Here is a 14505-nt window from a genome sequence, read left to right on the forward strand (position 1 = left end):
GCCGGTGCGGCCCGGGACGATGAGGTGGGGTAGGAATGAACTCGCCGTACGACGGTGACCGCGGCCAGGGCGCGGCCGGCTCGGGGTACCCCGAGACCCCGCCCGAGCCCGGCCAGGTGCCGCCGCAGCCCGCGGCGGACATGTACCTCCAGGACGCCTACGACCAGGACCCCTACCGGGCGCACGACCTCGCTGCCCAGGACCCGGTCGCCGAGGCGCTCTACGACCGCGCCGCGCATCCGCCGCCCCCGAGTGACGGCGACCACTCGTTGTACGGGCCGCCGGCCCCGTCGCCGTACGCCCCCGACCCGCGCGTCTGGGCGCAGCCCCCGGCGCCGGAGCCCGACGGGCGGGCCCCCTACCTGCCGTACGGCGACGACCCCCGTACGACGCAGTTCGTGGGGGTCGACGACCTGGTCACGCACTCCGGCGAGGAGTACCACGAGCCGGACGCCTTCGCGCACCTCTTCCGGGACCAGCAGCAGGGCGGTGAGCCCGGGCCGATGGATCCGCAAGCCGTCCCCGGCCCCGCCGCGGCGCCGGGCGTCGGGCAGGGGCACCCGCAGCAGTATCCGGCGGCGCCGGGACCGCAGCACCACCCGTACGCCCAGGCGCCGTACCAGGCCCCCTCGCCGGCCGCCGGGAACCCGGCACAGGCTCCGGTCCCGGGCTCGGCCACCGTGCCCGGTCCGGCGAACCCCGCCGGTCCCTCCGAGACCACCCCCACGGCGGCTCCCGCACCCAAGGGCGGGCGGGCCGGCGGACTGCTGAAGTCCAGCGCCGTCATGGCGGCCGGCACGCTGGTCTCCCGGCTCACCGGCTTCGTCCGCTCCGCGCTGATCGTCTCGGCCCTCGGCCTCGGCTTCCTCGGCGACTCCTTCCAGGTCGCCTACCAGCTGCCGACGATGATCTACATCCTGACCGTCGGCGGCGGGCTGAACTCCGTGTTCGTGCCGCAGCTGGTGCGGGCCATGAAGGAGGACGACGACGGCGGTGAGGCGTTCGCCAACCGTCTGCTGACTCTGGTGATGGTGGCCCTGGCCGCGCTCACCGCGCTCGCGATGTTCGCGGCGCCGCTGCTGGTGCGGATGCTGTCCAACAAGGTCGCCACCGACCCGGCCGCCAACGACGTCGCCGTCACCTTCACCCGTTACTTCCTGCCCTCGATCTTCTTCATGGGCATCCACGTGGTGATGGGCCAGGTGCTCAACGCGCGCGGCAAGTTCGGCGCGATGATGTGGACGCCGGTCCTGAACAACATCGTCATCATCGTGACGCTCTCGACGTTCATCTGGGTCTACGGCAGCGCCGCCCACTCCGGCATGACCGTCACGAACATCCCGGCGCAGGGCCAGCGGCTGCTCGGCATCGGCGTGCTGCTCGGCCTGGTCGTCCAGGCCCTCGCGATGATCCCGTACCTGCGCGAGACCGGCTTCCGGATGCGGCTGCGCTTCGACTGGCGTGGCCACGGACTGGGCAAGGCCGCGATGCTCGCCAAGTGGACGGTCCTGTTCGTCCTCGCCAACCAGGCCGGCGCGATGATCGTGATTCAGCTGTCCACCGCCGCCGGAAACGACTCCGGTGTCAAGGGCACCAGCTTCGCCTCCTACGCCAGCGCCCAGCTGATCTGGGGCCTGCCGCAGGCCATCATCACGGTGTCGCTGATGGCCGCGCTGCTGCCGCGCATCTCGCGCTCGGCGGCCGAGGGCGACGGAGGCGCCGTCCGCGAGGACATCTCCCAGGGTCTGCGGACCACCGCGGTCGCCATCGTCCCCATCGCGTTCGGCTTCGTCTCGCTCGGCATCCCGATGTGCACGCTGATCTTCGGCTCCTCGGGCACGGGCGAGGCCACCAACATGGGCTACATGCTGATGGCGTTCGGCCTCGGCCTGATCCCTTACTCCGTCCAGTACGTCGTCCTGCGCGCCTTCTACGCCTACGAGGACACTCGTACCCCCTTCTACAACACGGTCATCGTCGCCGCGGTGAACGCGGGCGCCTCAGGCCTGTGCTACCTGCTGCTGCCGTCCCGCTGGGCGGTGGCCGGCATGGCCGCCGCGTACGGCGTCGCGTACGCCATCGGTGTGGGCGTCGCCTGGCGGCGACTGCGCAAGCGGCTAGGCGGCGACCTGGACGGTTCCCGGGTGCTGCGGACGTACGCGCGGCTGTGCATCGCCTCGGTGCCGGCGGCCCTGCTCAGCGGCGCGGCCTGCTACGGCATCGGCCACACCCTCGGTCAGGGTGTCGTCGGCTCCTTCGCCGCGCTGCTGGCCGGCGGGGCGGTGCTGCTCGGCGTCTTCTACGTCGGCGCGCGCCGCATGCGCATCGAGGAACTCAACTCGCTCGTGGGCATGGTGCGCGGGCGACTGGGGCGCTGAGGCGGGGGTAGGCGCACAACCATCGTTCGCGGCTGTGTGTCGTGCATAGCGGCAGACTGTGGGCACAATTGGTTTCGGCGTCGGACAGCGTGCAACGGATGGGGAGGCAGGGACGACGGTGGCGGAACGGAGCACGGCTGCCGTCGACGTGGCAGACAACAGCGGTGAACAACCGCTGACCGCCAAGGCGGACCAGTCCACGGCCGACGGGGTGGCCCAGAACCCAGAGCGGGGCACGGAGAACGACGAGGCGCAGGGGAGCGGCGAGACCGAGCGCCCCGAGAAGAAGGCCTCGCCTCCCGAACTGCACAGCGGTCACAAACTGGCCAGACGCTACCGTCTGGAGGAGTGCGTCACCCGTCTGGACGGATTCAGCAGCTGGCGTGCGGTCGACGAGAAACTCCGGCGTGCCGTCGGCGTCCACATCCTGCCCGCCGACCATGTCCGGGCCCGGTCGGTGCTGGCGGCCGCGCGCTCCTCCGCGCTGCTCGGCGATCCGCGCTTCGTGCAGGTCCTCGACGCGGTCGAGGAGAACGACCTCGTGTACGTGGTGCACGAGTGGCTGCCCGACGCCACCGAGCTGACCGCGCTGCTGGCGGTCGGCCCGCTGGAGCCGCACGACGCGTACCAGATGGTCAGTCAGGTGGCCTCCGCCATGGCCGCCGCGCACCGCGAGGGCCTCGCCCATCTGCGGCTCAACCCGAACGCCGTCCTGCGCGCCTCCACCGGCCAGTGGCGTATCCGCGGCCTGGCCGTGAACGCCGCGCTGCGCGGCGTCAGCTCCGAGACCCCGCAACGCACCGACACCGAGGCGATCGGCGCCCTGCTGTACGCGGCGCTGACCCAGCGCTGGCCGTACGAGAACGACGCCTACGGCATGTCCGGGCTGCCCAAGGACATCGGGCTCATCTCACCCGACCAGGTACGGGCCGGTGTCCACCGAGGTCTGTCCGAACTGGCCATGCGGGCCCTCGTCAACGACGGTGCGACCGCCTCGCGCCACGAGGCCGCGTGCACCACGCCGGAGGAGCTGGTGAAGGCCATCGGCGAGATGCCGCGCATCCGCCCACCCGAGCCGGCGTTCGCCGCCCCGCCGGAGTACCAGCGCACGACGTACCAGCAGGGCACGTACGGCCGCCCCGCACCGCACTCCGCCACCACCCAGCCGGTCACCGCTCCGCCGCCCCCGCTGCAGAGCCGCACCGGCAAGGCGCTGAAGTGGGCCGTGTCGGCCCTCCTCATCGCCGCGCTGGGCCTGGGCAGCTGGCAGCTGGCGGACGCCCTGATGGACCAGGGCGGCAAGTCCGGCGACACGGACAGCACGCAGACGCAGGACGGCGGCGACAAGGGCGCCCCGCTGCCGTCGGCCGGCCAGCCCATCCCCATCCAAGGGGCCCATGACTTCGACCCGTTCGGGGACCAGTCCGAGAAGCCGTCCGACATAAAGAAGGCCTACGACGACAGCCCTGCTACGTACTGGCAGACGGACTTCTACCTGGGTTCCAAGTTCGGCAACCTGAAGTCGGGCGTCGGTCTCATCCTCGACCTCGGCAAGGTCCAGAAGGTCGGCAAGGTGACAGTCAGCTTCGTCGGGGAGACCTCGGTCGAACTCCGTGCCGCCGGGGAGAACGAGAGCTCGGAGCCGACGACGTTCGACGGCTACTCAAAGGTGGCGGGAGGCTCGGGCACGACCGTCGTCCTCAAGCCCGGCAAGTCCCTCAAGTCTCGGTACCTCCTCGTCTGGCTGACCCAGCTGCCCCCGGACAACGAGGGCCACTGGCGGGGCAGAGTGGCCGACATCAAGGTGACCAGCTGAGGTCTCCGCTCAGGAGGGGCAGATGTCAGAGGCCATCGGATTCGACGAGCTGGGCGATCAGGAGTTGCTCGCCCGGCATGTGAAGGGCGATCCCGATGCCTTCGGTGAGATCGTGCGGCGGCACCGGGACCGGCTCTGGGCCGTGGCGTTGCGGACGCTGGGGGACCGGGAGGAGGCCGCTGACGCGGTCCAGGACGCGCTGGTGTCGGCCTACCGGGCTGCCCACACCTTCCGCGGGCAGTCGGCCGTCACCACCTGGCTGCACCGGATCACCGTGAACGCCTGCCTGGACCGGGCCCGTAAGGCGGCGACGCGCAAGACCTCCCCGGTCGACGACACCGAGCGGCTGGAGCAACTGCTGGAGCCGCACGAGTCGGCCTCTGCCCCGGCCGAGCGGAACGATCTGCACCGCCAGCTCCTCGAAGCGCTCGGCACGCTTCCGCACGAGCAGCGCGCCGCGCTCGTCCTGGTGGACATGCAGGGGTATCCCGTGGCCGAGGCCGCTCGGATCCTCGAGGTGCCGACCGGCACGGTGAAGAGCCGTTGCGCCCGTGGCCGGGCAAGACTCCTTCCGCTCCTCGGTCATCTGAGGCCGGACGCCGGCGACGAGGAGAAGAACCCCGGCCCCGGACGGAACCGGATGCACGGGACATCCGTCCCACCGGCAACGGGGTCCCGCGACGGGGGCCCGGGAGACAGCGGACCAAGCGATTCAGCCGTAGTGAAGGGCGGAGGTGGGCGAGCGTGACTTCCACGACGGACATGGCCGGGCACCCGGACGTCTCGGAGATCTCCGACCTCACCGAAGGTCTGCTCACGCCTGCCCGCAGCGCGGACGTACGGCGCCATGTGGACGGCTGCGAGCTGTGCGCGGACGTCCATGCCTCACTGGAAGAGATCCGAGGGCTGCTGGGCTCCTTCCAGGGCTCCTCCAGGATGCCCGAGGACGTGGCCGCCCGGATCGACGCCGCCCTCGCCGCGGAGGCCGCGAAGGCCGAAGCGGGTCATGTTTCACGTGAAACATCGACCGCGCCGGACCGGCCCGCCGGTCGCCCGCGCGCCGCGAGTGGTCCCGGACGCAAGAAGTCCGAGCGCGGCCGTCGCCGCAGGAACGTCACCCTGGGCGCCGTTCTCACCGCCGCTGTCCTCGGTGCAGGCACCTTCGTCCTGCAGTCGCTCGGCAGCGACGGCGCCGATACGACAGCCCAAGGAAGGCCGTCGGCCACTGTTGGCACCTTCTCCGGCGGGAGCGTCCAGAGCCAGGTGAAGTCCCTCCTCTCCGCCCAGACGCAGTCCTCCCCCAGTCGGCAGCCGCGCTCGGGTGTGGACTCACAGCAGAACAGCCCGGGGTCGACCGAGAGCGCGAAGACCCTCCTCCAGCCCGAAGCCCCCGTGCCGGACTGCATCCAGAAGGCGATCAACCGGAGTGGAGACGTCCTCGGATCCAAGACGGGAACCTACGGCGGAAAGGCCTCCTATCTCGTCGTGCTCCCCGACGCGCACGACAGCACACGCGTCACGGCCTACGTGGTCGACGCTGCCTGCGTCAGTCAGCAGCCGGACGGCACCGGCAAGGTTCTGCTGAAGCAGTCGTTCACCCGTCCCTGAACCGGCGCCCCGCCCGCACCGCGTGCTCCCGAGGACCGCGTGTGCCCGGGCACAGCGGGAATGCGGGGCCCGTAGGATCCGTTGGGTGGGTGAGAGCCCTGAAAAGGGCTCCACCGGTCGACTGACGCAGTCCAGAGACGAGGAATCAAGCCGTGAGCGACGTCCGTAACGTGATCATCATCGGCTCCGGGCCCGCCGGCTACACGGCGGCGCTCTACACCGCGCGCGCGTCGCTGAAGCCCCTGGTGTTCGAGGGTGCCGTCACCGCCGGTGGTGCGCTGATGAACACCACCGAGGTCGAGAACTTCCCGGGCTTCCGCGACGGCATCATGGGCCCCGACCTGATGGACAACATGCGGGCGCAGGCCGAGCGCTTCGGCGCCGAGCTGATCCCGGACGACATCGTCTCCGTCGACCTCACCGGCGAGATCAAGACCGTCACCGACACGGCGGGCACCATCCACCGGGCGAAGGCCGTCATCGTCACCACCGGCTCGCAGCACCGCAAGCTCGGTCTGCCGAACGAGGACGCGCTCTCCGGTCGTGGTGTCTCGTGGTGCGCCACCTGTGACGGCTTCTTCTTCAAGGACCATGACATCGCCGTGATCGGCGGCGGCGACACCGCGATGGAGGAGGCCACCTTCCTCTCCCGGTTCGCCAAGTCCGTGACGATCGTCCACCGCCGCGACACCCTGCGCGCCTCCAAGGCGATGCAGGAGCGCGCCTTCGGCGACCCGAAGATCAAGTTCGTCTGGGACAGCGAGATCGCCGAGATCCAGGGCGAGCAGAAGCTCTCCGGGCTGAAGCTGCGCAACGTCAAGACCGGCGAGCTGTCCGACCTGCCCGTCACCGGCCTGTTCATCGCGATCGGCCACGACCCGCGCACCGAGCTGTTCAAGGGCCAGCTGGACCTGGACGAGGAGGGCTACCTGAAGGTGGCCTCGCCCTCCACCCGCACCAACCTGACGGGTGTCTTCGGCGCCGGTGACGTGGTCGACCACACCTACCGCCAGGCGATCACCGCGGCCGGCACCGGCTGCTCCGCCGCCCTCGACGCCGAGCGGTTCCTCGCCGCCCTGGCGGACGAGGACGCGGCCGAGCCCGAGAAGTCCGCCACCGTCTGACCCTCCCTTCCCGCCTCACCGCACGATCAAGTTAAGGAGCCCGCCGTGGCCGGCACCCTCAAGAATGTGACTGACGACTCCTTCGACCAGGACGTCCTCAAGAACGAAAAGCCCGTCCTGGTCGACTTCTGGGCCGCGTGGTGCGGTCCGTGCCGCCAGATCGCCCCGTCGCTGGAGGCCATCGCCGCCGAGTACGGCGACAAGATCGAGATCGTCAAGCTCAACATCGACGAGAACCCGGAGACGGCCGCCAAGTACGGCGTCATGTCCATCCCGACGCTGAACGTCTACCAGCGGGGCGAGGTCGCGAAGACCATCGTCGGCGCCAAGCCGAAGGCCGCGATCGTGCGCGACCTCGACGAGTTCATCGCCGACTGACGTTTCACGTGAAACACGAATGGGCCAACCCCTCGGGTTGGCCCATTCGCATGTGCCCGTAGCCCTCACGCAGCATCACAACGGTCGCAGCGCCGGCTCCTTCTGAACCGCCCCCAGCAGCCGGTCGAGCGCCAGGTTCACGTCGTCCTTCCAGGAGAGCGTGGACCGCAGCTCCAGCCGTAGCCGGGGATGCATGGGATGCTGCCGTACCGTCTTGAAGCCCACGGCGAGGAGATGGTCGGCCGGAAGCAGACAGGCGGCCTCCTTCCAGCGGGCGTCGCCGAAGGCCTCGATCGCCCGGAACCCACGGCGCAGCAGGTCCTTGGCGACAGCCTGGACCATCACACGTCCCAGCCCCTGCCCCTGGAAACCCGGCATGACGAACGCAGTCATGAGCTGCACCGCGTCCGGAGAGACGGGACTGGTGGGGAACGCCGAGGAACGCGGCACATAGGCCGGTGGTGCGTAGAGCACGAAGCCAGCCGGCACGTCGTCGACGTAGATCACCCGGCCGCATGATCCCCAGTCCAGGAGGACGGCGGAGATCCAGGCCTCCTTCTCCGTCGCGGACCTGCCCGCTCTTACCGCGGCTTCACCGCTGACAGGGTCCAGCTCCCAGAAGACACACGAGCGGCATCGTGTGGGGAGGTCCTGGAGGTTGTCCAGCGTGAGCGGTACGAGCCGACGCCCCATGAAGGCTGTTCCTCGCTTCCTTCGCCCGCCGCGTCGCGGGCGGCCGTCAGAGCGCTCCGTTCCCTGATCAGGCTGCCGACGAACCCGCCGACCGCTCCGAGTCCCAGACCCGCGCTCACCAGTCCGGTGCGGCTCATCGATCGCATGGCCCCGTCTCCCCACTCAGAGATGCTGTCCGGTGGATGCGCCATACCCGATCGCATCGTATCCACCGAGGGATTCCCTCGATACCGCCGCAAAGCAAAGAGCGGGCCGTGTTCCGGTACGCACCGGACACCGCCCGCTCCCGTGCAGCAGATCGTGAGGGTCAGGTCTCGTCTGCGGCAGTGTCCTGGGGACCGTTCTGCAGGACCGGTCCCTCGCCCGGAGCGAGGGTGCCGAGGATGCGCTCAAGGTCTTCCATGGACGCGAACTCGACAGTGATCTTGCCCTTCTTCTGGCCCAGGTCGACCTTCACCCGGGTCTCGAAGCGGTCCGACAGACGCGTCGCCAGCTCACTCAGTGCCGGGGAGACCCGGGTGCCGGCACGCGGCCCCTTCGCCCGCTGAGCCGACTGAGGCCGGGAACCCATCAGGGTCACGATCTCCTCGACGGCCCGGACGGACAGTCCCTCGGCCACAATGCGGTGAGCGAGCCGGTCCTGCTCCTCGGAGTCCTCGACGGACAGCAGGGCCCGGGCATGGCCGGCGGAGAGCACCCCCGCGGCCACCCGGCGCTGGACCGTCGGCGAAAGCTTCAGCAGACGCAGGGTGTTGGAGACCTGTGGGCGGGACCGCCCGATCCGGTCGGCCAACTGGTCGTGCGTGCAGTTGAAGTCCTTCAGCAGCTGGTCGTAGGCGGCCGCCTCCTCCAGCGGGTTCAGCTGCGCGCGGTGCAGGTTCTCCAGCAGCGCGTCCAGGAGGAGCTTCTCGTCCTCGGTCGCCCTGACGATCGCCGGGATCGCCTCCAGGCCGGCCTCACGGCAAGCACGCCAGCGCCGCTCGCCCATGATCAGCTCATAGCGGGCGGGGCCCAGCTGCCGTACTACGACGGGCTGGAGGAGACCGACTTCCTTGATGGAGGTGATCAGCTCGTGCAGCGCGTCCTCGTCGAAGACCTCACGCGGCTGGCGCGGGTTCGGTGTGATGGAGTCGAGGGGCAGCTCGGCGAAGTGTGCCCCCACGGGAGGTGCGGGCGTCTCCGCTGGAGGAGCTGCCAACGGCTCCTCGGTTTCATGTGAAACAGGCGGCAGCGTGGCCACCTTCGCCGCGGCCACCCCGCGGTCAGCCGTCAGCACCGGGACGGCCGCGGGGGACGTGGACCCCGCGCCCGTCGTCGTGGCCGGAGCCGGCGTCCTCTCGGTCGGGGCAGCGGGGATCAGTGCGCCGAGTCCACGGCCCAGTCCCCTCCGTCGCTCGCTCACTGGATCCCCTCCACCATGTTCGGGTCGTTCTGGGCGCCGATATGGGCCTGTCCGGCGTCATAGCTGATGCCGATGCCCTTCAGCGCGATTTCTCGGGCCGCCTCAAGATAGGAGAGGGCGCCGCTCGACCCTGGGTCGTAGGTCAGCACCGTCTGCCCATAGCTCGGTGCCTCGGAGATACGGACCGAGCGGGGAATGCTCGTCCGCAGCACCTCGTCACCGAAGTGGTTGCGCACCTCGTCCGCGACCTGGGAGGCGAGTCGCGTCCGGCCGTCGTACATGGTGAGCAGGATGGTCGACACATGCAGGTCGGGGTTGAGGTGCCCCCTGACCAGGTCGACGTTGCGCAGCAGTTGGCCCAGGCCCTCCAGGGCGTAGTACTCACACTGGATCGGGATGAGTACCTCCCGGCCGGCGACCAGGGCGTTGACCGTCAGCAGGCCCAGCGAGGGCGGGCAGTCGATGAGGATGTAGTCGAGCGGCTGTTCGTAGGCCTGGATGGCCCGCTGAAGTCTGCTCTCCCGCGCCACCAGAGACACCAACTCGATCTCCGCACCAGCGAGATCGATCGTGGCGGGGGCGCAGAAGAGACCTTCGACGTCCGAGACGGGCTGGACGACCTCGGCCAGCGGCCTGCTCTCGACCAGGACGTCGTAGATGGACGGAACCTCGGCGTGGTGGTCGATCCCCAGTGCTGTGGAGGCGTTGCCCTGTGGATCGAGGTCGATCACCAGGACCCGGCCACCGTGCAGCGCGAGTGAGGCGGCAAGGTTGACGGTGGTTGTCGTCTTGCCCACGCCGCCCTTCTGGTTGGCGACCACGACGACACGGGTCTGCTCGGGTCGCGGCAGGCCTTCTCCGGCTCTACCCAGCGCCTCCACCGCCAGCTGGGCGGCACGGCCGATGGGAGTGTCGTCCATCGGGGGCGGTGTTTCACGTGAAACATCCGCTCCCGTCGACTCGGTACGGGGACCGGGGACCGGATCGGTCATCGGTCCCGCGATGTTGGCGTCGGACCGCACGGATTCACTCTCCTCGACTTCAGGCTCGCAATGAACAGAGCCTGCCATGTCTTCGGGGTCATGAACCAGTGAGGCCTGGTCTTCTGTGGAGAAATCCACCTCTGTGGACAACTCCGTGCCCCCTGAGGGGGACGGCGGGTGCAGGGAAGCGGGCTCCTCTCCGAGTGAGCCGAGAGGTTTCCGGTCGCGAGGTTCTGCCGCGGCGCGGCCGCGACTGATGATGCCGTGCAGCAGTGAGCGACGTTTCACGTGAAACACGATGCACAGCCGCGGGGACCGGATGTCCGCGACACTCCGACTCGCGTAGGTTTGGCAGCTTGTGTGGAGTACGTCTCGTCGTCAGGACGGATCAGTACAGCCGATCCACCTAGACCGGCGCCCTCAACGCAGTCGGCGTGCCCGGCCCGTCCGGGCCGCCTTGGCTCGCTTGGCCGCGAACCGCACCCCGCCCGGGCTCTCGCCGACCTCGACGCGCACCACGGTGGAGAGCGGATCCACGACACCCTCGCCCACGTGCAGGATGGACGTAGAGACGGCACCCAGCTTGCTCAGCGCCGTGGCGGAAGCCTTCAGCTCCTCCTCGGCGGTGTCACCCTTCAGGGCGAGCATCTCGCCGTACGGCCGCAGCAGCGGAATGCCCCAGGTGGCGAGGCGGTCCAGCGGAGCCACCGCACGGGCCGTCACCACGTGCACCGGCGGCAGCTTGCCCATCACCTCTTCCGCCCGGCCCCGGACCACGGTGACGTGGTCCAGGCCCAGCAGCTCCACGACCTCGGTGAGGAACGTGGTGCGCCGCAGCAACGGCTCCAGCAGCGTGATGTTCAGGTCCTGGCGCACCAGCGCCAGCGGAATGCCCGGCAGCCCGGCACCCGAGCCCACATCGCAGACCGTCACCCCCTCGGGGACCGCCTCCGAGAGCACCGCGCAGTTCAGCAGGTGCCGCTCCCACAGGCGGGGCACCTCGCGCGGGCCGATCAGCCCACGCTGCACACCCGCCTCGGCCAGCAGCTCCGCGTAGCGGACCGCATCGGCGAAACGATCACCAAACACCTCCCGCGCCTGCTCGGGGGCGGGGGGAAGCTCCGCTGCCTCCGTCACGGGGACCGTCCTTCCGTACCGCGCCGGCGCTCCACGCACCGGCCACCAGAACTACCAGGCTGACAAAGTTCGGCCCCGTCTGCGGGCAGACGGGGCCGGTGGAACGAGGGGACCGCTCAGGCGGGCAGTACGACGACGAACCGCTGCGGCTCCTCGCCCTCGGACTCGCTGCGCAGTCCCGCGGCCTTGACCGCGTCGTGCACGACCTTGCGCTCGAACGGGGTCATGGGCTTCAGCCGCACGGGCTCCCCGTTGCTCTTGACCTCGGCGGCGGCCTTGGCACCCAGCTCGGACAGCTCGGTGCGCTTCTTCGCCCGGAATCCGGCGATGTCCAGCATCAGCCGGCTGCGGTCCCCGGTCTCCCGGTGCACCGCGAGACGCGTCAGCTCCTGCAACGCCTCCAGCACCTCGCCGTCCTGGCCGACCAGCTTGTGCAGATCACGGCCGCCGGCATCGCTGATGATCGACACCGAGGCGCGGTCGGCCTCGACGTCCATGTCGATGTCGCCGTCGAGGTCGGCGATGTCCAGCAGACCCTCCAGGTAGTCCGCCGCGATCTCGCCCTCCTGCTCCAGGCGGGTCAGGGTGTCTGCGCCCTCGGCGGCGGCGGAGGTGGTGCCTTCCGTCACGGGATGGACTCCTTCTTACTTCTTGGACGGGGACTTGGGTCGCTGCGGGCCACCCTTGCGCTGCCCGGACTGGGCCTTGCTGCGGCCGCCGGAAGCGGGCTTCTGGGGCTGCTTGGCAGCGGCGGGCTTGGCACCCGCGGGCTTGGCGTCCTGCGGCTCTTCGGACTTCTCCAGCGAGGTGGTGGCCGGCGCGCTGTCGCCCGCCTGCTTCGCACCGCCGGACTGGCGCTGGGCCTTGCTCTGCCGCTTGGGCTGCTGGCGACGCGCGGTGGCCGCGGCGGCGGTGGTCCCGCCGTCCTCGGTCTGCACCACGGTCTGGCCCTCGCTCCTCACCACGGTGCCGTCGGCCTGGGCCGCGAGGCCCGCCTTGCTGAGGCCGTTGATGAACTTGCGCTCGAACTCGTTGCGCTCACGGCCCTTGGCGACGATCGCCTTGACGATCGCCTTCTCGCTGCGCCGGCGCGTCCGGCCGTGCGTCGTGACGTGCTTGCCGAGGCGCTCCAGGTAGGCGGCCTGGGCCTTGGAACCCGGGGTCGGGTTGTTATGGATGACGTACATCTGCTGGCCCATGGTCCACACGTTGGTGGTCAGCCAGTAGACGAGGACACCGACCGGGAAGTTGATGCCGAAGACGGCGAACATGACCGGGAAGACGTACATCAGCATCTTCTGCTGCTGCATGAACGGCGTCTTCACCGTGGTGTCGACGTTCTTCGTCATCAGCTGACGCTGCGTGTAGAACTGCGAGAACGACATCAGGACGATCATGACCGCGGTCACGACCCGGACGTCCGTCAGCGTGGCGCCGAGCGCCGCGACCTTGTCCGAGCTGTCCATGAACTTCGCCGCGAGGGGGGCGCCGAAGATGTGTGCCTTACGGGCACTGGCGAGCAGCGGGTCGTTGATGACGCCGATCGTCTTGCCCGTAGCGATGCCGTTGAGCACGTGGTACAGGGCGAAGAAGAACGGGGACTGCGCCAGGATGGGAAGGCACGAGGAGAGCGGGTTGGTACCCGACTCCTTGTACAGCTTCATCATCTCTTCGGACTGACGCTGCTTGTCGTTCTTGTAGCGCTCCTGGATCTTCTTCATCTCGGGCTGCAGCGTCTGCATGGCCCGGGTCGCCTTGATCTGCTTCACGAAGAGCGGGACCAGGCAGATACGGATCAGAATCACCAGGGACACGATGGACAGGCCCCAGGCCCATCCGGTGTCAGGGCCGAAGATCGCGCCGTACACCGAGTGGAACTGGACGATGACCCAGGAAACGGGTGTCGTGATGAAGCTGAAGAGGCTGGCAATCGTGTCCACTAATCATGCTCCTTGGGCATGGGACGAGGTCTCTGCGGCCGGGCTCGGAGGAACCGCGGAGTGCGGCTTGCCTCCAAGGGCCGGTTCGGCGGCGGAGGGCCCGCCCTTGCGTGCGCGCCAAGCGTTGCGCAGCATTTCGTGCCACCGCGGGCGCTTGCGCGGCGGAACATGGTCCACACCGCCCAGCGACCACGGATTGCACCGGAGGATGCGCCAGGCGGTCAGAGCCGTTCCCTTGATCGCACCATGCCGGTCGATGGCCGTGTAGCCGTAGTGGGAGCACGACGGGTAGTACTTGCACACCGGCCCCAGCAACGGACTGATCGTCCACTGGTACAGCTTGATCAAGGCCAGTAGTGGGTACTTCATCGCGCGCCCCCTCCCAGCAGCCGCTCCAGGGCGGCGTCCAGGTCTCGGGCCAGCTGTGCGTGGTCTGCGTCGCCCGCTCCGGGCAGCGCTCGTACGACTACCAGGCTACCGGGGGCGAACAGGGCGACTCGGTCACGCATCAGATGGCGAAGTCTGCGCTTGACTTGATTGCGCACGACCGCTCCACCCACTGCCTTGCTCACGACGAAACCCGCACACGTCGGAGGAGCGCTCTCCCCAGGCGCGTGCGGGTCCGTGGCACCGCTACGAAGGTGGACGACGAGGAGCGGGCGGCCTGCCCGGCGGCCTCGTCGTACCGCGGTCGCGAAGTCCTCGCGCCGCCTCAGCCGGTTCTCGGTGGGCAGCACGACGTCATGACCTGATCGGGATCAGGCGGACAGACGGGCGCGACCCTTGCTACGGCGGGACGCGAGAATCGCGCGGCCGGCACGGGTGCGCATACGCAGCCGGAAGCCGTGGGTCTTCGCGCGACGACGGTTGTTCGGCTGGAAGGTGCGCTTGCTCACTCGGGGGCTCCAGAAGAAATCGGTAGTGGCGGGGTGCCGTCCTGGCTGTCACCGTGCGCCCACGAGTAGCTCGTATCACGCCCGAGTGCACCGCTTCCCGATCACCTGAAGCGATCTGTGCCCATCGGAGGCAGGCGGCAGCAGCCATCG

Annotated in this window: 15 protein-coding genes; 6 read left to right on the forward strand and 9 right to left on the reverse strand. The window is 69.4% G+C overall.

Annotated features, from left to right (window positions below):
* Positions 1–35 precede the first annotated feature (35 nt).
* From murJ to trxA, 6 genes are all read left to right on the forward strand, one after another.
* Positions 36–2378: a murein biosynthesis integral membrane protein MurJ gene (gene murJ, locus ABZ854_RS05170; protein ID WP_361204478.1), complete on the forward strand. Its 2343-nt coding sequence runs from the start codon at positions 36–38 to the stop codon at positions 2376–2378.
* Positions 2379–2496: 118 nt separating this feature from the next.
* Positions 2497–4194: a protein kinase family protein gene (locus tag ABZ854_RS05175; protein ID WP_361204481.1), complete on the forward strand. Its 1698-nt coding sequence runs from the start codon at positions 2497–2499 to the stop codon at positions 4192–4194.
* Between the two features lie 22 nt (positions 4195–4216).
* Positions 4217–4942: an RNA polymerase sigma factor SigM gene (gene sigM, locus ABZ854_RS05180; RefSeq protein WP_361204484.1), complete on the forward strand. Its 726-nt coding sequence runs from the start codon at positions 4217–4219 to the stop codon at positions 4940–4942.
* Entirely contained in the window at positions 4939–5802 is an 864-nt protein-coding gene (locus ABZ854_RS05185; RefSeq protein WP_361204487.1) for a hypothetical protein, read from the forward strand. Before sigM ends, ABZ854_RS05185 begins: the two co-directional genes overlap by 4 nt.
* A 152-nt stretch (positions 5803–5954) precedes the next feature.
* Positions 5955–6926, forward strand: coding sequence for a thioredoxin-disulfide reductase (trxB, locus tag ABZ854_RS05190; RefSeq protein WP_361204490.1), 972 nt, complete (start codon positions 5955–5957; stop codon positions 6924–6926).
* 45 nt (positions 6927–6971) lie between these two features.
* Positions 6972–7304: a thioredoxin gene (gene trxA / locus ABZ854_RS05195; protein WP_129308032.1), complete on the forward strand. Its 333-nt coding sequence runs from the start codon at positions 6972–6974 to the stop codon at positions 7302–7304.
* Between the two features lie 75 nt (positions 7305–7379).
* Here trxA and ABZ854_RS05200 read toward each other — a convergent pair whose 3' ends face one another.
* The 9 genes from ABZ854_RS05200 to rpmH form a co-directional block, all read right to left on the reverse strand.
* Complete coding sequence (locus tag ABZ854_RS05200; RefSeq protein ID WP_361204494.1) at positions 7380–7997, reverse strand: GNAT family N-acetyltransferase; 618 nt, start codon at positions 7995–7997, stop codon at positions 7380–7382.
* Between the two features lie 307 nt (positions 7998–8304).
* Positions 8305–9399: a ParB/RepB/Spo0J family partition protein gene (locus ABZ854_RS05205; RefSeq protein WP_361204498.1), complete on the reverse strand. Its 1095-nt coding sequence runs from the start codon at positions 9397–9399 to the stop codon at positions 8305–8307.
* Entirely contained in the window at positions 9396–10469 is a 1074-nt protein-coding gene (locus ABZ854_RS05210; RefSeq protein WP_361204501.1) for a ParA family protein, read from the reverse strand. Before ABZ854_RS05210 ends, ABZ854_RS05205 begins: the two co-directional genes overlap by 4 nt.
* 333 nt (positions 10470–10802) lie before the next feature.
* Positions 10803–11519 carry a 16S rRNA (guanine(527)-N(7))-methyltransferase RsmG gene (gene rsmG, locus ABZ854_RS05215; RefSeq protein WP_361204504.1) on the reverse strand — a complete coding sequence of 239 codons (717 nt, stop codon included), beginning with the start codon at positions 11517–11519 and terminating at the stop codon, positions 10803–10805.
* 116 nt (positions 11520–11635) lie between these two features.
* Positions 11636–12148: a R3H domain-containing nucleic acid-binding protein gene (locus ABZ854_RS05220; RefSeq protein ID WP_361204507.1), complete on the reverse strand. Its 513-nt coding sequence runs from the start codon at positions 12146–12148 to the stop codon at positions 11636–11638.
* 15 nt (positions 12149–12163) lie between these two features.
* A complete protein-coding gene (yidC, locus tag ABZ854_RS05225; protein ID WP_361204510.1) occupies positions 12164–13459 on the reverse strand; it encodes a membrane protein insertase YidC in 1296 nt (431 codons plus the stop codon).
* Between the two features lie 3 nt (positions 13460–13462).
* Positions 13463–13828 (reverse strand): membrane protein insertion efficiency factor YidD, encoded by a 366-nt coding sequence (gene yidD / locus ABZ854_RS05230; protein WP_129308026.1) that lies wholly within the window; start codon positions 13826–13828, stop codon positions 13463–13465.
* Complete coding sequence (gene rnpA, locus ABZ854_RS05235; protein WP_361204513.1) at positions 13825–14196, reverse strand: ribonuclease P protein component; 372 nt, start codon at positions 14194–14196, stop codon at positions 13825–13827. Before rnpA ends, yidD begins: the two co-directional genes overlap by 4 nt.
* A gap of 21 nt (positions 14197–14217) precedes the next feature.
* Positions 14218–14355 (reverse strand): 50S ribosomal protein L34, encoded by a 138-nt coding sequence (rpmH, locus tag ABZ854_RS05240; protein ID WP_003956500.1) that lies wholly within the window; start codon positions 14353–14355, stop codon positions 14218–14220.
* Positions 14356–14505 lie beyond the last annotated feature (150 nt).

The sequence above is a fragment of the Streptomyces sp. NPDC047028 genome (genome assembly GCF_040644095.1).
Taxonomy (GTDB): Bacteria; Actinomycetota; Actinomycetes; order Streptomycetales; family Streptomycetaceae; genus Streptomyces.

What these genes read in the sequence shown, in the direction of transcription:
- murJ (WP_361204478.1), top strand. Translation starts at nt 36, where the DNA reads ATGAACTCGCCGTACGACGGTGACCGCGGCCAGGGCGCGGCCGGCTCG.
- ABZ854_RS05200 (WP_361204494.1), bottom strand. Translation starts at nt 7,997, where the DNA reads ATGGGGCGTCGGCTCGTACCGCTCACGCTGGACAACCTCCAGGACCTC.
- yidD (WP_129308026.1), bottom strand. Translation starts at nt 13,828, where the DNA reads ATGAAGTACCCACTACTGGCCTTGATCAAGCTGTACCAGTGGACGATC.
- sigM (WP_361204484.1), top strand. Translation starts at nt 4,217, where the DNA reads ATGTCAGAGGCCATCGGATTCGACGAGCTGGGCGATCAGGAGTTGCTC.
- ABZ854_RS05210 (WP_361204501.1), bottom strand. Translation starts at nt 10,469, where the DNA reads ATGGCAGGCTCTGTTCATTGCGAGCCTGAAGTCGAGGAGAGTGAATCC.